Here is a 21,235-nt window from a genome sequence, read left to right as displayed (position 1 = left end):
GTGAGTACTTTTGGAGATTAAATGATCATTCCGGATTTACATACCATGATGCCGATCATCATCACCGGGCTGGGAGCGCTGGTCGTGCTACTTTGCGGACCGCTGCTCCTTAGCGGGACCACCACCTCGATCGCTGTGGTTACTGCTGCGGCTGCGGGCCTGTGGGCCGTCTTCACAGCCCCCTCTGCCGCGCCCGCTGTGGCCGGACTTACCTTCACGCCGCTGGCGCAGTTCCTGATCCCGCTATTCTGCGCCGCGGCTCTGCTGACGCTGCTCCTTTCCCACGGCTACAACGAGAACCGCGCCATCAAAGGGGAGGAATACCCGGCGACGGTCCTGTTCGCCTTGTTCGCCCTTTGCGTGCTCCCGTGCGCCTCAAACCTCTTGATCCTCTTCCTGGCTATCGAGTCGGTCTCCTTCGCCTTTTATATCCTCGTTACTATGGACCTGCAGCGGGCCGAGTCAGGCGAGGCGGGGCTGAAATACCTCCTCATGGGAGCGGTCGCCGCCGCCTTCACCGCTTTCGGCTTCGCCCTCATCTTCGCCGGCAGCGGCACGCTGGCCTTATCCGGTGCCGTTGCGCATGCCGGCAACCGCGCCATCGTCGCAGCTGGGTGGGGCGTGGTGATCATGGGCATGGCATTCAAGCTATCGCTGGTCCCGGCGCACCTCTGGACCCCAGACGTCTACCAGGGGGCTCCCGCACCGGTCGCGGCCTTTCTTTCCACCAGCTCCAAGGTGGCGGCAGCATCTCTATTGCTCATGCTCCTCGCCTTCTCCCCCCCGATGCCGGAGCTGCGCATCCCACTTGTCTTGCTGTCGCTACTGTCCATGGTGGTGGGAAACCTCGCGGCGCTCCGGCAGCAGAACATCAAGAGGATGCTCGCCTACTCGTCCGTGGCGCACATGGGCTATCTCACCCTCGCGCTTCTCACCGGCACCAGGGACGGCTACGCCGCGCTACTCCTTTACGGCACCATCTACACCGCTATGAACCTGGCCGCTTTCGGGGCCATTGCCTCGCTCTCCCTGGAACAGGAGAGGGACCAGATAACCGACTACGCCGGGCTCGGCTTCAGCGCTCCTTTGCGCGGCGGCGTGCTGGCCCTCGCCATGCTGGCCTTGGCCGGCCTGCCACCCACCGGAGGCTTTATCGGCAAGTTCTTCATCTTCTACTCGGCCATCAGGGGGGGGGAAACGGCGCTCGCCATCATCGGTATCCTGAGCGCTGCAGTCTCCTCCTTTTTCTACCTCAAGGTGGTAGCGCAGCTCTACATGCACCGCTCCTCCGATCCCGCACCCCGGGCCGCTTCCGCTGCCGACGCCGCTGCATTATGCTGCGCGGCGGCTTTCATCCTGGTGCTGGGGGTATTCCCGGCCCCGCTGATCCAACTTGTGGATGCCGCGCTGCAGTAAGCCCCCCCCTTTTAAGCAAGTCCCCCCTGTCCCCCCTTCGCAAAGGGGGGGACGCTAGTTCTCGTGCCACGCTTCGTGGATTGATGGTCTGAGCTCCCCAATTTTTTTGCCTGTTGAGCAGCTCGAAACCTCCCACCGATAATCAATAAAAAAGCCCCGCCGGTTGCTGCCGGAGGGGCTTTTTGTCGCTGCACTCCCGATCCTGGATCAGTTGAGGCTCTCCCTGAAGGTGTCCAGGTACTGCATGTCGAACGACCCTTCCATCTCTCCGTACATGATCTCCAAGGCGCTCTCCTTGGAGAGGGCGTTTCGATAGGAACGGGTGGTTGTCAGCGCGCTGAAAACGTCGGCTATGGCCGTTATCTTTGAACTTCTCGCGATGTCGTAGCTGAAGAGGCCGTCGGGATACCCGTTGCCGTTTTCCTTTTCGTGATGATGCTTCACGATCCCTAGGGCGACGGGGGTGAAGATCTCCAGGTCCTTCAGCGTGCTGTAGCCATAGACGGGATGCTTCTTCACCTCCATGAACTCGCTCGCGGTCAATTTGCCTGGTTTGTCCAGAAGCTCCTTAGGGACGTACACCTTGCCGTAGTCGTGAAACAGCGACCCGATGCCGACATCCATCAGCTCGTCCCTGCTCAATTCAAGCATCTTCACGTGCAGGGCGATGGAATACGCGGCGACCTGCACCGAGTGCACGTAGGTGTAGGTGTTGTGATCCACTAGGCTGCTCAGGGCGTTGATGACGCCGTCGGAGTTCATCACGTCGTTCAGGATCAGGCTGATGAGGTTCCTGCAGCGTTCGACGTTCTGCTTTATAGCGATGGCGGGACTGTCAAAGATCTCCTGAACATAGTTTATCGATGCCTGGTACAGCATGTTCTGTTTCACGATGGGCTCGATATCGTCATCGCTGAGCAGTATGGGGAGGTTCGCCTCGACATACTGGTTGTAGGTGGACATCTCTGCCGCTTTGATGAAGAGTTGGTTCACGTTGTTGTCCAGCAGCCGCTCTTTATCGTTCTGGGTGAAAGAAAGGTTGGGATTCTTATAGAGGACATGGTTGTCGCCATGCTTGATGAAGAGAGCCACGCCGGGGAGGGTTTCGGGTACCAGGGACTCCAGCTGGATCATTCTGTACATGCTTGCCCTCCTGGAATATTCGGGTTTACGCGTTGCAGAACATCATGTGATAGAATCCGGGCCACCTGATCGCCGTCTGATATATTAACGTTTTTTAAAACATTGCCTAGTCTACCACGACTTTTCCAGCTTGCCGCCTATAGACCACAGCGCTCACCTCCGTTGTCGCGCATAAAAAAAGGGGAGCAACCTTTCGGCTGCCCCCCGTTTTCGACAATTTAACTCTCTACCAGGTCTCTTCCGGCTCGCCCCACAGGTTGAAGGCGATGTCGTCCAGGAGCTCCGGTATCCCCTCCCCGGTCGCGGCGGAGATGGGAAAGACCTTTATCCCCCGCTCCTCGAAGTAGGGAAGTACCTCTTTCAGGTTTTCCTTCACATGCGGGAGGTCGATCTTGTTGATGACGACGGTCTGGCGCTTCTCGGCGAGCTCAGGGTTGAAGAGCGCCAGTTCCCGATTGATCGCCTCGTACTCGGCGATCGGGTCCCGATCCGGCATCCAGGAGAGGTCGAGCAGGTGCAGCAGTTGCCCGGTCCGCTCCAGGTGCTTGAGGAAACGGTGCCCGAGCCCCGCCCCCTCGCTCGCTCCTTCGATCAGGCCAGGGATGTCGGCCATAACGAAGGAACGGTAGTTCTTGTACTGGACCACGCCGAGGCTCGGCTTGAGCGTGGTGAAGTGGTATTCGGCGATTTTCGGGCGGGCCGCGGATATCTTCGCGATCAGCGAAGACTTGCCGACGCTGGGCATGCCCAGCAGCCCCACGTCCGCCATCAGCTTCAGCTCCATCCGGATCCAGCGCTCCTCCCCCGGCTCGCCGGGCTGCGCGAACTTGGGGGCCTTGTGGGTGGCTGTCTTGAACCGGGCGTTCCCCTGCCCGCCGCGCCCCCCCTTCAGGAGCACGATGGAGGAGTCCGGTTCGGTGAGGTCGGCGAGGATCTCTCCGGTCTCGGCGTCCTTGATCACCGTTCCCTGCGGCACCAGGATCTCCAGGGTATTGCCGTTCGCGCCGTGACGGTCGCTCCCCATGCCGTTCTTGCCGCGGCCGGCTTTCTGGTGCGGGTGCTGGCGCAGGTCGAGCAGCGTGGAGAGGTGCGAGGAAACCTTGACCACCACGTCGCCACCTTTGCCGCCATCGCCGCCGTCGGGGCCTCCCAGGGGAATGAACTTCTCCCTGCGGAAGGAGACACAACCCGCGCCGCCGTCACCGGACTTCACGTTTATCTTAACTTCATCTATAAAACTCATTAACTTTCCTGTGGAAACGGCAAAAGCCCGGACCTTGCGGCTCCGGGCTTTCACACTCTTTTATGCTGCGTTGGCTAGTTGGCCGGGTAAACGGAGACCTTTTTACGGTCTTTGCCCATGCGCTCGAACTTCACCACGCCCTCGATCAGGGCGAACAGGGTGTAGTCCTTGCCAAGGCCGACGTTGTTCCCCGGGTGGATCTTGGTGCCGTGCTGACGGTAGATGATGTTGCCGGCTTTGACGGCTTCGCCGCCAAATTTCTTGCAACCAAGCCTCTGGCCGTCGGAGTCGCGGCCGTTCCTGGAACTGCCGACGCCTTTCTTGTGTGCCATTTTCTGCTCCTTCTGCCGGTAGCTCCCTGTCGATCGAGGGCTCGCCTACCGTCCTGTAAAATATTGCCTAGGCGTTGATCTTCTCGATCTTGAGGATCGTTCTGAGTTGACGGTGCCCATTAAGTTTCCTGGTGTTTTTCCGGCGCTTGGACTTGAAGACCAGAATCTTCTTGTCTTTGCCCTGCTCGACAATCTTGCCGACCACAGAGGCGCTGGGCACTAAAGGTGTTCCGATAACAACCTTATCGCCGCCAACCATCAGGATCTCGGAGAACTCGACGGTATCGCCTACCGCGCCCTCCAATTTTTCGACTTTCAGAAAATCGCCCTCGGAAACTTTGTACTGCTTCCCTCCGGTTTTAACTACTGCGTACATGAACTTCACCACCTTTACCCTGGATTTACAATTGAGCGGTCAAACTTATCTTGAAAAGTTTTTGGAGTCAAGGCTTTTTTCCGCCTCAGCCTATTTTTCTGCCAGGTCGGAGCTGAGGGTCAAGCGACCTCGACGAAGATCTCGTCACCCCGAATCTCGACGGGGTACACCTTGAGGATGCACTCCGGATGGTCGGCGCAGGCGCCGGTGGCGAGGTCGAAACGGTAGCCGTGCCTCGGGCAGGAGAGCCGCCCGGCCTCCTTGATGAAGGCCCCCTGCAGGGGCGCCCCCTGGTGCGGGCACTCACTCTCGCAGGCGTACACCGTCCCCTTGGTTTTCACCAGGAGCACCTGCACCCCGCCTGCCTCGACCAGCTTTTTGCCAAACTCCGGGACCTCGGACAGCTTCGCAGCAAAGACCATGGAACCTCCTGTACGTCGTGCGGTTAAAGTGAATCCTGTGACAACCCTCGTGGGTCTAGCGTTTCACGATCCCCACGCAGTGGGCCGATTGCTCGGCCTTCTGCCTTGCCTCGTCGCAGTCGGCGCCGAAGGCGAGTGCCACACCCATGCGGCGCCCCTTCCTGGTGTCGGGCTTGCCGAAAAGCCGCAGCTTGCTCCCCGGGATCTCGAGGGCCTTTGCCACACCCTCGAAGGTGACCTCCTGGGCCTGCCCCTCCGCGAGGATGACGTGCGAAGCCGCGCAGCCAAGGCTTTCCACCTGCGGGACCGGCAGCCCCAGGATGGCGCGCACGTGCAGCTCGAACTCTGATAGGTTCTGGGAGATCATGGTGACCATCCCGGTGTCGTGCGGCCTGGGGGAGACCTCTGAGAACCAGACCTTGTCGCCGGTGACGAAGAACTCGACGCCGAAGATGCCGCGCCCGCCGAGAGCACCGGTTACCGCCTCTGCTTGGCGCTGCGCTTCGGCGAGCACCGCGGGGACCATCGGGGTCGGCTGCCAGGACTCGTGGTAGTCTCCGTCGATCTGACGGTGCCCGATAGGTGGGCAGAAGCTGGTGCCGCCTGCATGCCGGACGGTGAGGAGCGTGATCTCGTAGTCGAACGGGATGAACTGCTCCACGATTACCTTGTCGGAGGCGCCGCGCGCCCCCTCCATGGCGTACTTGAAGCAGCGCTCCATGTCGGCAGCGTCGCGCAGGACGCTCTGTCCCTTGCCCGAGGAGCTCATTATCGGCTTCACCACGCAGGGAAGCCCTATGGTGGCCACGGCCTCGCGGAACTCCGCCATGCTGGTCGCGAAACGGTAGGCGGCGGTGGGAAGACCGAGTTCCTCGGCGGCGAGCCTGCGGATCCCCTCACGGTTCATGGTGAGGTTCGCGGCGCGCGCGGTAGGAATGACGTTGAACCCTTCCTTCTCCAGCTCCAGCAGGTACACGGTATTGATCGCCTCGATTTCTGGGACGATCAGCGACGGGTCCTCCAGGCGGACCACCCGGTCCAGCTCTTCGCGGTCCAGCATGTCGATCACGTGGCTTCGGTGTGCGACCTGCATCGCCGGAGCATCCGCGTAGCGGTCCACCGCTATCACCTCGACCCCCAGCCTCTGGGCCTCCAGGGCCACTTCCTTGCCGAGTTCGCCTGAGCCCAGCAGCATTATCCTCGTCGCACCATCTTTGAGCGGTGTCCCTATCATCGCTTCTCCTGAATCTGTATATTCTCCCCCACCCTCCCCCTCCGGGAGAGGGAACAGCTTATCGGCCCGCTCTTCTCCTTGCGGGATGACGCTAAGGGGAGCGCACATTGGGGTCCTAGCTTACGGCGACCTCGAACTGCTCCTGGTGGAAGCCGGGCTTGGCGCGGACCGTGATCCGCTTCTTGAAGTTCTTCTCCAACTCCTCCAGCCCGCGCCGCTCCTCGTCGTAAAGGAGGTCGGCCACCTGGGGATGCACGGTGAGCATCACCTTGGTGCCGCGGATGTCCAGCATCTCCCGCCGCAGTTCGCGGAAGATCTCGTGGCAGACGGAGATCTTGGACTTCACGTAACCGCGCCCCTCGCAGTAGGGGCAGGGCTCGCACATCATGCGCCCCAGGCTCTCGCGCACCCTCTTGCGGGTCATCTCCACGAGCCCCAGCTCCGAGATCTTCAGGATGTTGGTCTTGGACTTGTCGCTCTTCAGGGCCTCTTCCAGGGCGCCGTACACCTTCTCACGGTTCACCTCCTTCTCCATGTCGATGAAGTCGATGATGATGATCCCGCCCAGGTTCCTCAAGCGCAGCTGGTAGGCGATCTCTTTCACAGCCTCCAGGTTGGTCTTCAGGATGGTGTCTTCCAGGTTGTGCTTGCCCACGTAGCGCCCGGTGTTGACGTCTATCGCCGTCAGCGCCTCGGTCTGCTCGATGATGATGTAGCCCCCGCTCTTGAGCCAGACCTTGCGCCCCAGGGCGCGGCTGATCTCGACCTCCAGGCCGAAGTGGTCGAAGATCGGCTCCTCCTCGTCGTAGAGCTCGATGGAGTACTTCATCTTCGGCATGAAGGTGCTTATGAACTGGACAATCTTGTCGTACTCGGGCTTCGAGTCGACCACGATGCGCTCCACCGACTCGGTCAGGATGTCGCGCACCACCTTCTGGGTCACGTCCAAGTCGGAGTGGATCAGGGTGGGAGCCCCCGCGTTGTCTTTCTTCTTGGCGATCTCGTCCCAGAGCTTGGTCAGGTAGTGCAGGTCCGCCACCAGGTCCTCTTCGCTCTTGCCGTCGGAAACGGTCCTGACGATGAAACCTCCGCCGACCGGCTTGATGCGGTCCACGATCTCCTTCAGACGCTCGCGCTCCGCTTCGTCCTCGATCCTCCTGGAGATGCCGACGTGATCCACCGTCGGCATGTACACCAGGTGGCGCCCCGGAAGCGAGATATGGGCCGTGATGCGCGCTCCCTTGGTCCCGATGGGCTCTTTGGAGATCTGCACCAGGAGTTCCTGTCCCTCCTGCAGCAGTTCCTCGATCGGATGCAGCGGGTGCGGCATCGGCTCCTCGCCCTGCTCACCTTCAATGTAGCTGTCGTACTCGTCCATGGCGTCGAATACGTCCGCCACGTAGAGAAATGCAGCCTTCTCCAGCCCGATGTCCACGAACGCCGCCTGCATGCCGGGGAGCACCCGGACCACCCTTCCCTTGTAGATGTTGCCGATGATCCCCTTCACCCTGCTCCTCTCGACGTACAGCTCCGCAATGGTGCCATTTTCGATGAGCGCGATGCGGGTTTCGTGGGAGGTGGTGTTTATTACCAGTTCGTTTCCCATGCTAACCCCTTCCTATATTTAAATTTCAAAACATGTGCGAAATCTCAGCATTCCAGGTTCAGCTTGTCCTACCGCAAGGGCTCGGGTTTCCGTGCCTTTGGGTCGAGCGTCGAACCGGGAACGGCTTTTATTCGGTAAAGAGGACTTCCAGCTTCTCCAGCCGGGCCTCTTTCAGCGCCTCGGGCTCCACGCCAAGGATGGCGCAGGCGAATTCGACCGGCTTGCCGCGGCCGACTACCATCTCCAGCGCGCTCCCATCGACCTTCAATTCGGCCAGTTCATGGCGCAGGTCGAACTCGGTGGCTTTCCCCTTCTTTTCACGCTTAAGCGGCGACGACTCCAGGGCGAGGAACGCGTCTACCTTCGCCTGCAGGTCATGCGCAAGCTCTTCCGGGAGAGTCACCCGGTAGCGCACCTTGTCCATGATTACGGAGAGCGCCGGCGCCCGCAGCGGAATTTCAACCGCCTCCAGAACCCGGACCCCCTCGGGGAGGCTCCGGTTCAGGGCTCGCTCCAGCTCGGCCGCCGTATAGCCGGCATTAACCTCGAAATCCATGTACTCCGCATAGGAGACGATACCCACCGATAGCGCCGTGGCGAAGGAAAATTTCGGGTGCGGGTGGAACCCCTGTGAGTAGCGTATCGGGATCCTGGAGCGTCCGACCGCCCTGGTGAACAGGGTGAGCATCTCCAGGTGGCTCAAAAAGCGCATCCGTCCCACCTTCTCGAAGCGGATCCTGATCCGCTGCGCCTCCTCGACCGGCGCCTCGGACGCAGCTTCCGTGGCATAGGTGTCGAAGGGGACGGGGTCCTTCAATCTCAGCTTGATCTTGTCGAAATCGCAGACGCCGCAACCGGTGCATTTGTCGAAGCGGCAGTCAGGGGTTGCCTCCTCTTTCAGCGCCGCCGCGCGCTCGGCGAGCAGGAACTCTTTCTTGATGCCGCAGTCGATGTGATCCCAGGGAAGCGGCTCGTCAGCCTCGCGCCGGCGCAGGTAAAACGCGGCGTCGATGCCGCTATTCTCGAAGGCCTGCGCCCACTTCAGCCGGTCGAAGTGCTCCCACCAACCGTCGAAGCGGCAGCCCAGGCGATGCGCCTCGATGAGCAGGCGCGACAGCCGCCGGTCGCCGCGGGCGAACACCCCTTCCATCCCGGAGAGGGAGGCGTCCTGCCATTTCATGATCAGCTTTTTCTTTTTCAGCTCGCCGCGCAGGTGGCGCTGCTTGTCGACGATCTCTTCCTCCGTGATCTGCGGCTCCCACTGGAACGGCGTGTGGGGCTTGGGAACGAAGCTGGAGACCGATACGTTTACGTCGCCGCCGTTACCGGCGAATTTCCCCTGGCGCTTCACCTCGCGGGAGATCTCCACGATGCGGTCCACGTCTTCCATGGTCTCGGTGGGAAGGCCGATCATGAAGTAGAGCTTGATCAGCCGCCAGCCGTTGCTGTAGACCGCGCGGGCGTTCTCCAGAAGCGCCTCCTCGCTGATCCCTTTGTTGATCACCTTTCTAAGCCGCTCGCTCCCCGCCTCGGGTGCCAGGGTGAAACCGGTCTTCCTGACCCGGCGGATCTCCTCGGCCATTTCGGGGCTGAGGCTTCCCACCCGCATGGAGGGGAGGGAAACCGCCTTCTTTTGGGAGGCGTAGCGGTCCATGAGCCCCTTCAATAGCGGAGTGAGGCAGCCGTAATCGCCGGTGGAAAGCGACAAGAGCGATACCTCGTCGTACCCGGTGTTGCCCAGGGTCTCCTCGACGATCTCCAGCACCCGCTCCGGGCTCCGCTCGCGCACAGGCCGGTAAATATACCCTGCCTGGCAGAACCTGCAACCCCTCGTGCAGCCACGGGAAATCTCGACGCTCACCCTGTCGTGAACGGTCTTCAGGAAGGGGACTACCGGAGACGTCGGGTAGTAGGCGCTCTCCAGGTCTGCCACGAAGCGCCGCTTCACGCTCCGATACCCCTCCAGAAGCGGGGTGACCTTTTCGATCCTGCCGTCGGCGAGATAGCTCACTTCGAAGAAAGAAGGGACGTAAACCCCCTCGATGCGGGCGAGGCGCTCCAGGAGCACCCTCTTCGGCAGCTTCTCCTCTTTCCAGTTGCGAACGCAGTCGGCGATCTCAACTATCGCCTCCTCTCCGTCCCCGATCAGGAAGGCGTCGAAAAAGTCGGCCAGGGGCTCCGGGTTGTAGGCGCAGGGACCGCCGCCCAGGATCAAGGGGTACCCTTCGCTTCGCTCAGAGGCGAGCAGCGGGATTCCGGACAGGTCCAGCATGTTCATTATGTTGGTGTAGGAGAGCTCGTACTGCAGCGTGAAGCCCACGATGTCGGCCTCGATCAGCGGCAGGCCGCGCTCCAGCGTCACCAGCGGCTTGCCCTGACTCCTGAGCGACTCCTCGAGGTCGGGCCAGGGCGCATAGGCGCGCTCGGGCATGATCCAGGGGACCTGTTTCAGCACTCCGTAGAGAACCTGCAGGCCCAGGTGGCTCATCCCTATTTCATAGACGTCAGGGAAAGCGAGCACGAACTCGAGCGCCCCCTCCCTGCCGGAAACCGTTCCCATCTCCCCGCCCATGTAGCGGGCGGGCTTTTCTACTGACAAAAGTATGTTATTGCTCAAAAAACCCCCAAGTGCGCTTTTCAGCTAAGACCGGGCATGATAACAAATATTCTTCAGCACTGGCAAGGTAATATGCCCCGATGCCGCCGCAAAAGGGGAGATCCGAACCAAATGGTACCTCATTTGCGGTACTCATTGGAGGAAATGAGGTTGCATTTTAATGTGCGACAGGAAGCTGTCCAAGTGGAGTTCCTTAAATTCCGGTACTTTGCATTATAATGAGGATGTGGCACGGTACCTGCTAATGGGTAGGGAGTTGCTTACTTTTCAAAAAGGAGATTCACCATGAAAAAAGTTATTTCCTCCGTAGTTGCTGCTCTCGTTGCTGTTGCTTTCGCTGGCGTTGTTTTCGCTGCTGACGCAGCACCGGCTGCTGCTCCGGCTGCAGAAGTGAAGAAAGAAGAAAAAGCTCCGGCTAAGAAAGCTGCTCCGAAGAAGAAAAAAGCTGCTAAGAAAGCCGCTGCTAAAAAAGCAGAGAAGAAAGAAGAAGCACCGGCAGCTGCTCCGGCTGCAAAGTAATTTCCTTTTAAAGGAAATTCAGAAGGCCGCATCGCAAGATGCGGCCTTTTTTTATGCCGTTCCCAAACCAGTGGCAAGCGTAAAAATAAAAGGGGCACCGTTTCACACGGTTGCCCCTTTTGTTTTCTGCTACAGTGCCGCGACGGCTAAGCCGCCACCTGCACCTTATTCTTTCTGCCAGACGTAAGCCGGGTCGAAATAAGGATCGTAAAAGCCGGGATAGGCGAGGAAGAATGTGGCGGTCTCCCCGGCGCCGGCTACGGTGCGCACAACGGTCATGCCGATCCCCTTCAGCGGCCCCACGGTGAGCCCCTTGGCAAAGCCGTCGTCCCTGCAGGTCAGGTAGATCTGCTTGGGGAACTCCATCCACCCAGTGCCGATATTGGCCACGCCACGCACAAGCTTGTTGGCCATGCCGTCAACCACCTCCTGCGGGGAAGCGCTGTCCACACTGCGGTCATCGGCTTGCACCATCTCTACCGAACCTGCCAGGGCCAGCACCAACAGTGCCATCACCACGACGTACTTGCGCATATAGATCTACTCTCCCTTGTTAACTGCGGGTTCGGCTGGCTCGTCGACGGGCTCCGCTCTCGGTTCGACCCTCTTTGCCCCCCATCCCTGCCAGACGTATTCCGGCTGGATCATGGAATCGTAGTAGCCAGGCTGCGGCACTGCAAAGAAAACGGTCTCAGTCAGACCGGTGAAGAGGCGGTAGACAGCCATCCCCATCCCCTTGAGCGGCCCGACCACGTAACCGACAGCACCCCGGTCCCGCACGGTGAGGTACGACTGTTTCGGGATCTCGACGACCGAAGTGGCGACGTTCGTCACCCCCCGGACCAGCTTGAACGCCATCTTTTCGGCTATGGCTTCGGGTTGCTGCCCCTCCATCGCGAAAGAAGACGTGGCAAAGAGCATGACAAGCAACAGGGATAACACGGTCACCTTGGTGCGCATTTTGGCTCCTCTTCGGGCTACGGGTCGGTAAAAACTCATGTTCTTTTAACATACATGCCTCTCATTGGCAAGAACGGCCTCACGCCGCGACCGACGCCAACGCGGTCGATACCTTCATGACCGGAGGAGCTGTTGGTAGAGGCGGATCGACTTTGGGACAGGTGATCTCCCCTCGCCCTCTGGGAGAGGGGCGGGGGTGAGGGTGGTACTGTCAAAAAGAAAGGCGCGACTCTCATGTGAGCCGCGCCTTTCTTTTTCAATATCGACTAAACAGCGGTTGGAGCTACTTGCCGTGCTTCTTCTTTAGGTACTCGGCAACCCCTTCGGTGGAAGCCTTCATCGACTCCTCGCCTTCCTGCCAGTTGGCCGGGCAGACCTCGCCGCCGTGGGTTTCCACGAACTGCAGCGCATCCAGCATCCTGAGCGCCTCGCCTACGCTCCTGCCCAGCGGCAGGTCGTTGATGACGGTGTGGCGGACGACGCCCTTGGTGTCGATCAGGAAGAGCCCGCGCAGGGCGACCGATTCGTTGAACAGGATGCCGTAGGACCTCGCAATCGACTTGTCCAGGTCCTCAACCAGCGGGTACTGGACGTTGCCGATGCCGCCGTTCTCGACCGAGGTGTTCTTCCAGGCGAGATGGGTGAACCTGGAGTCGACGGAAACACCGATCACCTCGCAGTTCTTCGCCTTGAAGTCCGCCACCCGCTTGTCGAAAGCGAGGATCTCGGAGGGGCAGACGAAGGTGAAGTCGAGCGGATAGAAAAAGAGCACGACATATTTGCCGCGGTATTTCGAGAGGGTGAGCTCGGCGAACGAGTTGTCAGGCAGCACCGCCTGCGCAGTAAAATCGGGGGCTTCCTTAGTAACCAAGGTTGTAAGACTCATAAGCGCTGTTCTCCTTTGAGTGCTGATTGGAAATCTAATGTGGAGAACTGTACCAGCAGCCACATTGGGTGTCAATCAAAAAAAGGACTAAAAGCATCTTATTTGTCTTTCGACTACTAACGCTCGATAATTTCGCCCCTGATACTGATAGTTACCTCCCTGAAGGGGATCTCCATACCTGACGCCGCCAGGGCCTGGCGGGCCGCCATCACGATGCCGCCGCAGCAGGGAACCTCCATCCTCAACACGGTGATCCCCTTGATGCCGGAGACCTTGAAGAGCTCGGTCAGCTTGTTGAGGTAGGCGTTGTTGTCATCCAGCTTCGGGCAGCCGACCACTACCGCCTTGCCGGCCAGGAAATCCTGATGGTAGTTGCCGTAGGCAAAGGGTACGCAGTCGGCGGTGATGAGGAGCTCTGCGTCCTTGAAGTACGGCGCGGTCACCGGCACCAGGTGCAGCTGCACCGGCCATTGCGCCAGCTGGCTCTGCACCGGGCCTGCGGCGGGGGAGCTTGCAGCAGGAGCGGGGGCGAAGCTTTGCATCCTGGATCCAGGGCAGCCTCCACCATGACCATGACCGTGCCCATGACCTGCGCCGTGGCCATGTCCGTGTCCCGCGCCGTGGCCGTGCGCCTGCGCCTTGGGCGTCACACCTTGTGCCTGCAGGTGTTTCTCCACCGCATCTTCATCGAACTCATCCGCTTCGCGCTCGATGATGGTGATGGCGTCCCGCGGGCAGTCGCCCAGGCAGGCCCCCAGTCCGTCGCAGAGGTTGTCGGCGGAGATCTGCGCCTTGCCGTCCACGATCTTAATGGCTCCTTCCGCACAGGAAGGGACACAGAGGCCGCAGCCGTCGCACTTGTCCTGGTCGATGTTAACTATTTTCCTGATCATCTTTTACCCCCAATGTCTCAATTTGTTCCTGATTTATAGTCGTCTGTCAGAAGAAGTAGTGCCACAGGAGATCGAGCCTGCCGCGCAGCATGAGACGCTTTCCGGAATAGGCCATGACCTCTTTGATCTTTGCCCTTTGCACCTTCCCGTAGCAGTGCACGTGGCAATGCTTGCAAGTCGGTTTTGGGTCGAGCGGGCATTTCTCTCTCTTCAGCTTAGCGTAGCTCAGAAGCTCGTCGCACTCAGCACAGAGCTTGCCCTTTTCGCTTTTGTGCTTGCTGCGGCAGTAACAGCTGATGAAGGTCTCCAGGACCCTGATGTCTTTTTCCTGCTTTTGCTTGTTTTCCATGTCTGTCACCATAACAAAGGAGCGTGGATTTCCTCATGACCAAAGTCAAGAGAATAAACATTGCACCCTTTGCCTTTGCAGCTTCTTTGTGCTATTTTCCTTTGAATGAATACCAATATGGAAAAAGTCATCATCCCTCGCGCAGAGCACAGCGTCTCCCGCTCCCAATTGAGCCCCAACGCGGTAAAAACACTCTACAAGCTGAAGGAACAAGGCTTCACCGCCTACCTGGTGGGAGGCGGTGTCCGCGACCTGCTGCTGGGGCGCGAGCCCAAGGATTTTGACGTGGTGACCGACGCCACCCCGGCCCAACTCAAGAAGATGTTCCGTAACTGCCGGCTGATCGGCCGCCGATTCCGGCTGGCGCACCTGCATTTCCACGATGAGATCATAGAGGTAGCAACATTCCGTTCCATGGTCGATCCTTCAGCCGAAGCCCCAGCCGAGGAAGCCGCTGAAACGCTCTCAGAAGCGGCTCAGGAGCTCCCCCGGGAAGCGGCCGCAGAAGCCGAGTTCCCCGAAGAGGAGCGCGAAGGGCGCCGCCGCCGCGGCCATCACGGCCCCAGCATGCTGAAGAGCGAAGACGGCATGGTGCTCAGGGACAACGTCTTCGGCACCCCGGAGGAGGACGCGGTTCGCCGCGACTTCACCGTGAACGCCCTTTTCTACAACATCGCCGACTTCTCCATCATCGACCACGTAGGCGGTATGGAAGACCTGAAGCAGGGACTGATCCGCACCATCGGCGACCCGCTGGTCCGCTTCACCGAGGACCCGGTCCGCATGATCCGGGCCATCCGCTTCGCCTCCATGCTCGGTTTCAACATCGAGGAGCGTACCGAAGCCGCCATCGAGGAGCTCTGCGGCACCATCAGCAAGGCGACGCCGCCGCGGCTCTACGAGGAGGTGCTGAAACTCCTCCTTCTTGGGGCCGGCGAGAGGACCTACCAGATGATGCGCCACAGCGGGCTCTTCGCGCCGCTCTTCCCCCACTTCGACGCCTGGCTGGAGCGTGAGTCCGAAGGGTATCCCCATGTCCGGGTGAGCAAGGGGCTGGAATGGGTGGACGAGCTGATCGGGCAGGACGAGCCGGTCTCACAGCCGCTGCTCATCGCGCTCGTTTTCGGCGAGTACCTCGAGGAGAAGATCGCCGAGTTCCGGGAGACCGGGCTGCCGCCGCAGCAGGCGGCCGATGCCGCGGTAGCCGCTTTTGCCGGGGAGCTGAGCCCCACCGTGACCGTCCCCAACCGGGTACTGGTCGCCGTGCGGGACATCCTTTCCCTTCAGCTCCGCTTCCAGAAGACCCCGGGGAGGAACGGTCGCGGCGTGATCGGCAGGCCTTCCTTTCTGGACGCACTGCAGTACCTGCGTTTCCTGGAAAAACTCACGCCGCCGAAGAAGTCGCTTGCCGACTGGTGGGAGCGCTACGCGCTGCAGCAGACGGCGGGGCTGCCAGCGGCAGACGTCGCGGCTCCAGGCGAGGCAGAGAAAGCCCCCGCGAAGAAAAAGCGCAGGAGAAGGAGGCGGAGGAAGCCCTCCCCCATGCCCGCGGAATAGTCAGAACTGTCCAAAACGAAGCCCCCTCATGCGCCAGTCGCGAGGGGGCTTTTTGTTGTCAATTGTCCATCGTCAATTGTCAATTGCTTCTCGGGTTTGCGTCAATTGCTTTTCAGGATTTCCTTGACCTCCAGCCGCTTGATCTTGTCCCTCAGCTCCGCCGCACGCTCGAATTCCTGGGCCTTCGCCGCCGCCAGCATCTCCTTTCTCAGCCTCTTCAGCGTCTTCTCCAGCTCCTTGACGCTCACGAACTCCTCGGCCGAGGCCGGCACCGTGACCCAGTCCTTCTCCTCGGGGGCCTGCAGCACGTTCCCGATCAGCCGCCGCACGCTCTCAGGTGTTATGCCGTGCTCCTCGTTGTAGGCGGTCTGGAGCGCTCGCCTTCTCAGGGTCTCGTCGATCGCCGCCTGCATGGAGCCGGTCACCTTGTCCGCGTACATGAGCACGCGCCCCGACACGTTCCTCGCCGCGCGCCCGCAGGTCTGGATCAGCGACCTGGTGGAACGCAGGAAACCTTCCTTGTCCGCATCGAGGATCGCCACCAGCGAGACCTCGGGGAGGTCGAGCCCTTCCCTGAGCAGGTTGATCCCGACCAGGAGGTCGAACTCACCGAGTCTTAAGTCCCTGAGGATCTCCATGCGCTGGAAGGTGTCGATGTCGGAGTGCAGGTAACGGACGCGGATCCCGAGCTCGCGGTAGTAGTCGGTGAGCTCCTCGGCCATGCGCTTGGTGAGGGTGGTGACCAGCACCCTTTCTCCCCTGGCCGCCGTCTCGCGCGCCTCGTGCAGCAGGTCGTCCACCTGCCCTGCGGCAGGGCGCACCTCGATGGCCGGGTCGATGAGGCCGGTGGGGCGGATCAGCTGCTCGACCACCACCCCTTCAGCCTGCTTCAACTCGTAGTCCGCCGGGGTTGCGGAAACGTAGATGGTCTGGTGCAGCTTCTTCTGGAACTCCTGGAAGGTGAGCGGGCGGTTGTCGAGGGCGGAGGGGAGCCTGAAGCCGTAGTTCACCAGGGTCTCCTTGCGGCTGCGGTCGCCGCGGTACATCCCCCCCACCTGGGAAACCGTGATGTGGGACTCGTCGATCACCAGCAGGAAGTCCTTGGGAAAGTAGTCGATCAGCGTGTAGGGGGGCTCTCCAGCGGCACGGCCGTCGAAGTGGCGCGAGTAGTTCTCGATCCCCTGGCAAAATCCCATCTCTTCCATCATCTCGATGTCGAAGAAGGTCCGCTGCTCGATGCGCTGCGCCTCCAGGAGCATGTTCTGCGACTTGAAGTAGCGGATCCGCTCCTCCAGCTCGACCCGGATCTGCTCCACGGCCCGCTCCAGGGTCTGCCGGCTGGCGACGTAGTGGGAGGCGGGGTAGATGGCGCAGCGGGAAAGCTTCTGCAGCTGCACCCCGCGCAGGGGGTCTATCTCGGAGATGGCGTCGACCGTGTCCCCGAAGAATTCGATCCTTAGCGCGCGCTCGTCGTCGTGTGCGGGAAAGACCTCGACCGTGTCCCCCCTGACCCGGAAGGAGCCACGGTGGAAATCGACGTCGTTTCTTTGGTACTGGATCGCCACCAGCCGCTGCAAAAGCTCGTCGCGCCCCACCTCGTCCCCTTCCCGGAAGCGGATCTGCATCTCCTGGTACGATTCAGGCGAGCCTATGCCGTAGATGCAGGAAACCGAGGCGACGATGATTACGTCGCGGCGGGTCAAGAGGCTCCTGGTGGCGGAGTGGCGGAACTTGTCGATCTCGTCGTTGATCGAGGAGTCCTTCTCGATGAAGGTGTCGGAGGAGGGGATATAGGCTTCAGGCTGGTAGTAGTCGTAGTAGGAGACGAAATATTCGACGGCGTTGTTCGGGAAGAGTTCCTTGAACTCGCCGTAGAGCTGGGCGGCCAGCGTCTTGTTGGGCGCAAGCACCAGGGTTGGGCAGTTGCAGCGCGCGATGACCTGGGCCATGGTGAAGGTCTTGCCCGACCCGGTGACACCTAGAAGCACCTGGTGCTGGTCGCCCCTCAGCACCCCGTCGGCCAGTTCTCCAATCGCCCTGGGCTGGTCGCCGCGGGGCTCGAAGTTCGTTACCAGTTCGAATTTGTCCATGCCGGGGATATTAGCAGGCCTCGGCGCGGCTTGGCAACAGGGTGATCAGGCGGTCGCGCAATTTCTCTGGGGCGGGAGCTGGTTGACGCTCAACCAGTAGTTCATCACCTGCTTCATGTTGTCGCAGAACTGGCCGTAGTCGACGGGTTTCCGGATGTAGCTGTTGGCCCCCAGGCGGTAGCTGTCCAGTATGTCCTGTTCCTCGGTGGAGGAGGTGAAGACGATGACGGGGATGGAGCGGGTCCTGCCGTCCTCGCGCATGCGCCTGAGCACCTCCAGGCCGTTCACCTTGGGGAGCTTGAGATCGAGGAGCACGAGGAGCGGGTTTGCCAGGGTATCCCTCTCGGAGTGGCCGCCGGTTGCGAAGAGGTAATCGAGCGCCTCTGCGCCGTCGCGCGCAACCACGATGCCGTGCGGCATGTGCTTTCGCACCGCCCGCAGGGTCAGAGCCTCGTCGTCAGGGTTGTCTTCGACCAGCAGGATCGTCTTATTCATCGGGGTTCTCCTTACTTACAGCATTAACAGCAATAAGCATATAACAAAGTAAATATATTAACGCAATATTTTTAATAATCTTTCTCTAAACTTGATTTTAATCCTGCCTTGATTTTTTGAGGCGCCGATGCCATACTGCAGCATCTTCAGCTATCTGAAAGGGAGGAAGCCTATGTTTGGATTCGGCATGCCGGAGCTCATAATAATATTGGTGATCGTGCTGGTCGTCTTCGGTGCCGGACGTCTCCCGGAAATCGGAGGGGCGCTGGGCAAGAGCATCAGGAACTTCAAGAAGGCTTCAAGTGGCAAGGAAGAGATCGAGATTAAAGCCGGACGCCCCGAGGACGACAAGAAGCCAAACTGACCTCGGAGCCACTGGCGACGATCGAAGGTCCCCGCAGCACAGGGGGACCTTTTTCTATTTTCAGCTGCACGGCAAGCCACACTGCAGCATCGAATAAATCAGCCAAGGGGCGCTCTCAGCGCCGGCTGCGACTGACAGACCGTCGTAGTGCAGGCCAAGGAGGTGCTTGTGAGGGCTGAACGATCTTGGGAAGCTGTTCCTCTTGAAGTGCATGGATGAGGTGTACCGGGAGAAGGGGCTAAAGGGAGCACCAGGCAAGAATGACCGCACTAGCGAAACTGAAGCTCCCCTGCAGATATATGAGCAGCTAAACTTCCTATTGCCTGGGGTTCAGCCCCAGGTCTTCCGATAACCAGAACCTAAGGATATCAGGGTTCAACGGTTTCGGGAGCACCGCCAGCACCCCTAGATTTCTGCACTCCTCCAGATCTTTCGGGTCTTCCGAGGAGGAGAGGGCGAAGACCTTCAGCCTCTTGGTCCGCTCGTCACTACGGATCCTCTGCAGCACGCCGACACCATCGATCTTGGGCAGCTTCATGTCGAGAAGCACGAAATCAGGCTCGTTATGCGTGTTTCCCTCCGTGGCCTCTCCCAACAGGATACCTAGCGCCTCAGCACCGTCGCGCGCGACAGCGACGTTGCTGTACCCCGCTTTCCTCAAGGCACGCAGTGCAAGTTCTTCGCAATTGCTGTTATCCTCTACGAGCAAAATCTCAGCGTCTTGCATAAGGGCCTCCACAAACTGCGGTTCTCGGTCTCACTGTCTGGCTGCACCTGAAGGAACTCTGCCATCCGCTTTGCTGCAAATGTCTGGACGACTCAGCAACCGGGTTGTGTCTGTCATAGCGCTTTTCTTTCTCTCTAAAGGACAGAAGGCTCTGTCACGAATCAGCAGTTACCCGAGTTCTTGGGAGCTGTTTGTCACTGATAGGTAACGATCTCCTGAGTACGCGATAATTTTATAACATACATTAACGTATACACAAGCATTCTTTTTAACTGTCATAAAAAAAGGCGGCAGCGCACCGGAGAGCTTTCCTTCCCGGTGCGCTGCCGCCTCTTTAGCTGTATTTTGTCCCCTACCCCTCTACCGGGGCTCCCCGGGAGGACTTGCGACCCTCCCGCTTGTTTCTTTGGAACTGCAGCGCGATCTCGTGCTGCTGCTCTTTCCCCAGTGCCTTTCTGGCCAGCTTGAACACCTCGCGCTCTTCTTCCTGCATGTGATGCTCGACGATCTCGTTCAGGACCTGCAGCTTCGCCGTCCAGCGCTCGTCATCGACTGCGAGCGCCTGGAAGGTGCCGAGCATGGTCTTTGCGACCTGGTGCTCCTCGAACGCCTGCAGCACCTTGTCGCGCATCTCCTCGTTCTGCTCCAGCACGCTGTAGAAGAAACGCTCCTCGCCTTCCATGTGAATTTCCAGTTCCTCTTCCAACTGGGCGAACAGCTTCTGCAGCGTGGAGATTTCCTTGCGGCCGGCTTTTTGCACCTTGTCGAACAGGTAACGGGCCTTCTCATGATCCTGCTTCAGCACGTCGAAGATGGTAAGTTCCGCCGATTTGCCGTGCGATTCGCTGCTTGATTTGCTAGTTGGCATCTCCTTTCCTCCTGTTTTTGCCTAAGCCGCCCGCTTTCCTCCCGCGCCTGATGGAGCCTCACCTTCCCTGGCGACGGTCCCCGCCGCTCGCGAGGAGGGACGCGAAGCGGGTTCAGGGCATGGCGTCAGGCGCTCCCCCTCGGCTTGGGCTTGTCGGAGCTCGCAAAATCTGCCTTTGCCTCTCCTTCGGAGCCGATGTCGCCTGCGCCGGTCTGCCTGAGGATGTCCATGGCCCGTTTTTTCCAGTCGGCGTTGTCGCAGTGTACCGAGAGGAGGATGCCCCCTTCCTTGACCCGCCCCTCGTAGCGCTTCGCCTCGTACTCGGGGATCCCCATCCCCACGAGCGCACCGGCAATGCCGCCGATCACGCCGCCTGCACCGACGCCGGCGAGCGCTGCCACAATCGGGCCCGCCGCGATGAAGGGGCCTACGCCGGGGATCGCCAAGGCGCCGATGCCGGTGAGCCAGCCGAGAGCGCCGCCGATGACCGCGCCGGTCCCAGCCCCTGCACTCGACCCCTCGGGGACCTTGGTGTGCTTTTCGTGGGCGAAATCCTTGGTGCCGACGTTCTCGGAGAAAAGGACAGAGATGTCGGTGTTGCGGAAATCTGCCGCCCTAAGCGCGTCGACGGCGTTCTCCACGCTCTCCCTGCTGTGATAGATACCGAATACTGCAATGTTTTTTGCCATGACAGCCTCCTTTTTAGCTTTCCTTCCGGTTATGGTGCCTGGCTACTTCTTCTTCGGAGGTTCCGGCACCTTGGCCCCTTTTTCGCGTGCCTCCGACAGGCCAATTGCCACGGCCTGCTTGCGGTCGGTCACCTTCTTGCCGCTGCCGCTTTTCAATTCGCCCTTTTTGTATTTGTCCATCACTTCATGCACCGTTTCTTGTGCTTTCTTCCCGTACTTAGGCATGTGGCCTCCCCGTATCCCGTAGTTCCCGCGCCAGACGGCCGCGGCTAGATCCGCTCCATGAAAACCAGCAGCAGCAGAACCACCAGCACCACTCCGAGGCCGCCGCTCGGGAAGTACCCCCATCCCTCGCTGTAGGGCCAGGCAGGGAGTGCCGCGATGACCAGCAGGATCAGAATCAGCAGCAAGACGTTTCTCATAGCCACCTCCTTTACCTTTGCGGCGTC

24 protein-coding genes are annotated in these 21,235 nt (G+C 60.1%); 4 read left to right on the top strand and 20 right to left on the bottom strand.

The window, feature by feature from the left end; genetic code table 11:
* The first annotated feature begins 21 nt into the window (after window positions 1-21).
* Window positions 22-1,416 (top strand): NADH-quinone oxidoreductase subunit N, encoded by a 1,395-nt coding sequence (locus tag GEOBRER4_RS00780; protein WP_185243818.1) that lies wholly within the window; start codon window positions 22-24, stop codon window positions 1,414-1,416.
* Between the two features lie 207 nt (window positions 1,417-1,623).
* On the opposite strand, the gene GEOBRER4_RS00775 is transcribed toward GEOBRER4_RS00780, so the two are convergent.
* The 8 genes from GEOBRER4_RS00775 to GEOBRER4_RS00740 all read right to left on the bottom strand — a co-directional run bounded on the left by GEOBRER4_RS00775 (window position 1,624) and on the right by GEOBRER4_RS00740 (window position 10,389).
* The gene (locus GEOBRER4_RS00775; RefSeq protein ID WP_185243817.1) at window positions 1,624-2,559 is read right to left on the bottom strand and encodes an HD-GYP domain-containing protein; all 936 of its coding nucleotides are present in this window, start codon (window positions 2,557-2,559) and stop codon (window positions 1,624-1,626) included.
* A gap of 226 nt (window positions 2,560-2,785) precedes the next feature.
* Window positions 2,786-3,802 carry a GTPase ObgE gene (gene obgE / locus GEOBRER4_RS00770; protein ID WP_185243816.1) on the bottom strand — a complete coding sequence of 339 codons (1,017 nt, stop codon included), beginning with the start codon at window positions 3,800-3,802 and terminating at the stop codon, window positions 2,786-2,788.
* Window positions 3,803-3,876: 74 nt separating this feature from the next.
* Entirely contained in the window at window positions 3,877-4,134 is a 258-nt protein-coding gene (gene rpmA, locus GEOBRER4_RS00765; RefSeq protein WP_012528602.1) for a 50S ribosomal protein L27, read from the bottom strand.
* A 67-nt stretch (window positions 4,135-4,201) separates the two neighbouring features.
* A complete protein-coding gene (gene rplU / locus GEOBRER4_RS00760; protein WP_012528601.1) occupies window positions 4,202-4,510 on the bottom strand; it encodes a 50S ribosomal protein L21 in 309 nt (102 codons plus the stop codon).
* Between the two features lie 119 nt (window positions 4,511-4,629).
* Window positions 4,630-4,932: a Rieske (2Fe-2S) protein gene (locus tag GEOBRER4_RS00755; protein WP_085814326.1), complete on the bottom strand. Its 303-nt coding sequence runs from the start codon at window positions 4,930-4,932 to the stop codon at window positions 4,630-4,632.
* Between the two features lie 55 nt (window positions 4,933-4,987).
* Complete coding sequence (gene purT / locus GEOBRER4_RS00750) at window positions 4,988-6,166, bottom strand: formate-dependent phosphoribosylglycinamide formyltransferase (RefSeq protein WP_185243815.1); 1,179 nt, start codon at window positions 6,164-6,166, stop codon at window positions 4,988-4,990.
* 115 nt (window positions 6,167-6,281) lie between these two features.
* Window positions 6,282-7,772: an Rne/Rng family ribonuclease gene (locus tag GEOBRER4_RS00745; protein WP_185243814.1), complete on the bottom strand. Its 1,491-nt coding sequence runs from the start codon at window positions 7,770-7,772 to the stop codon at window positions 6,282-6,284.
* 127 nt (window positions 7,773-7,899) lie between these two features.
* Window positions 7,900-10,389: a TIGR03960 family B12-binding radical SAM protein gene (locus GEOBRER4_RS00740; protein WP_185243813.1), complete on the bottom strand. Its 2,490-nt coding sequence runs from the start codon at window positions 10,387-10,389 to the stop codon at window positions 7,900-7,902.
* A gap of 285 nt (window positions 10,390-10,674) precedes the next feature.
* Here GEOBRER4_RS00740 and GEOBRER4_RS00735 point away from each other — a divergent pair, with 285 nt between their 5' ends.
* A complete protein-coding gene (locus GEOBRER4_RS00735; RefSeq protein WP_185243812.1) occupies window positions 10,675-10,908 on the top strand; it encodes a hypothetical protein in 234 nt (77 codons plus the stop codon).
* 165 nt (window positions 10,909-11,073) lie between these two features.
* On the opposite strand, the gene GEOBRER4_RS00730 is transcribed toward GEOBRER4_RS00735, so the two are convergent.
* The 5 genes from GEOBRER4_RS00730 to GEOBRER4_RS00710 all read right to left on the bottom strand — a co-directional run bounded on the left by GEOBRER4_RS00730 (window position 11,074) and on the right by GEOBRER4_RS00710 (window position 13,996).
* The gene (locus tag GEOBRER4_RS00730; protein ID WP_085814331.1) at window positions 11,074-11,442 is read right to left on the bottom strand and encodes an exosortase system-associated protein, TIGR04073 family; all 369 of its coding nucleotides are present in this window, start codon (window positions 11,440-11,442) and stop codon (window positions 11,074-11,076) included.
* A gap of 6 nt (window positions 11,443-11,448) precedes the next feature.
* Window positions 11,449-11,868, bottom strand: coding sequence for an exosortase system-associated protein, TIGR04073 family (locus GEOBRER4_RS00725; protein WP_085814332.1), 420 nt, complete (start codon window positions 11,866-11,868; stop codon window positions 11,449-11,451).
* A gap of 283 nt (window positions 11,869-12,151) precedes the next feature.
* The gene (locus GEOBRER4_RS00720; protein WP_085814333.1) at window positions 12,152-12,754 is read right to left on the bottom strand and encodes a peroxiredoxin; all 603 of its coding nucleotides are present in this window, start codon (window positions 12,752-12,754) and stop codon (window positions 12,152-12,154) included.
* 116 nt (window positions 12,755-12,870) lie between these two features.
* Complete coding sequence (locus tag GEOBRER4_RS00715; protein ID WP_185243811.1) at window positions 12,871-13,647, bottom strand: ATP-binding protein; 777 nt, start codon at window positions 13,645-13,647, stop codon at window positions 12,871-12,873.
* Between the two features lie 46 nt (window positions 13,648-13,693).
* Window positions 13,694-13,996: a nitrous oxide-stimulated promoter family protein gene (locus GEOBRER4_RS00710; protein ID WP_085814335.1), complete on the bottom strand. Its 303-nt coding sequence runs from the start codon at window positions 13,994-13,996 to the stop codon at window positions 13,694-13,696.
* 105 nt (window positions 13,997-14,101) lie between these two features.
* On the opposite strand from GEOBRER4_RS00710, the gene pcnB reads away from it, so the two are divergent.
* Entirely contained in the window at window positions 14,102-15,553 is a 1,452-nt protein-coding gene (gene pcnB, locus GEOBRER4_RS00705; RefSeq protein WP_185243810.1) for a polynucleotide adenylyltransferase PcnB, read from the top strand.
* 101 nt (window positions 15,554-15,654) lie between these two features.
* Here pcnB and uvrB read toward each other — a convergent pair whose 3' ends face one another.
* Window positions 15,655-17,643, bottom strand: coding sequence for an excinuclease ABC subunit UvrB (gene uvrB / locus GEOBRER4_RS00700; RefSeq protein WP_185243809.1), 1,989 nt, complete (start codon window positions 17,641-17,643; stop codon window positions 15,655-15,657).
* 45 nt (window positions 17,644-17,688) lie between these two features.
* Window positions 17,689-18,138 (bottom strand): response regulator, encoded by a 450-nt coding sequence (locus GEOBRER4_RS00695; protein ID WP_085814338.1) that lies wholly within the window; start codon window positions 18,136-18,138, stop codon window positions 17,689-17,691.
* Between the two features lie 172 nt (window positions 18,139-18,310).
* On the opposite strand from GEOBRER4_RS00695, the gene GEOBRER4_RS00690 reads away from it, so the two are divergent.
* The gene (locus GEOBRER4_RS00690; RefSeq protein WP_085814339.1) at window positions 18,311-18,502 is read left to right on the top strand and encodes a twin-arginine translocase TatA/TatE family subunit; all 192 of its coding nucleotides are present in this window, start codon (window positions 18,311-18,313) and stop codon (window positions 18,500-18,502) included.
* Between the two features lie 316 nt (window positions 18,503-18,818).
* On the opposite strand, the gene GEOBRER4_RS00685 is transcribed toward GEOBRER4_RS00690, so the two are convergent.
* From GEOBRER4_RS00685 to GEOBRER4_RS00665, 5 genes are all read right to left on the bottom strand, one after another.
* Window positions 18,819-19,229, bottom strand: coding sequence for a response regulator (locus GEOBRER4_RS00685; RefSeq protein WP_085814340.1), 411 nt, complete (start codon window positions 19,227-19,229; stop codon window positions 18,819-18,821).
* 352 nt (window positions 19,230-19,581) lie between these two features.
* Entirely contained in the window at window positions 19,582-20,097 is a 516-nt protein-coding gene (locus GEOBRER4_RS00680; RefSeq protein WP_185243808.1) for a hemerythrin domain-containing protein, read from the bottom strand.
* A gap of 125 nt (window positions 20,098-20,222) precedes the next feature.
* Window positions 20,223-20,786, bottom strand: coding sequence for a quinol:electron acceptor oxidoreductase subunit ActD (locus GEOBRER4_RS00675; RefSeq protein ID WP_185243807.1), 564 nt, complete (start codon window positions 20,784-20,786; stop codon window positions 20,223-20,225).
* Between the two features lie 42 nt (window positions 20,787-20,828).
* Window positions 20,829-21,011, bottom strand: a complete 183-nt coding sequence (locus GEOBRER4_RS00670) for a DUF6496 domain-containing protein (RefSeq protein ID WP_012773841.1) — start codon at window positions 21,009-21,011, stop codon at window positions 20,829-20,831.
* A gap of 44 nt (window positions 21,012-21,055) precedes the next feature.
* Entirely contained in the window at window positions 21,056-21,208 is a 153-nt protein-coding gene (locus GEOBRER4_RS00665) for a DUF3309 family protein (RefSeq protein WP_085814343.1), read from the bottom strand.
* Window positions 21,209-21,235: the final 27 nt, after the last annotated feature.

The organism is Citrifermentans bremense (assembly GCF_014218275.1).
In the GTDB taxonomy this organism is placed as follows: Bacteria; Desulfobacterota; Desulfuromonadia; order Geobacterales; family Geobacteraceae; genus Geomonas; species Geomonas pelophila.
Note: the sequence above shows the minus strand (reverse complement) of the source record. Positions and strands in the feature narration are given on the sequence as shown.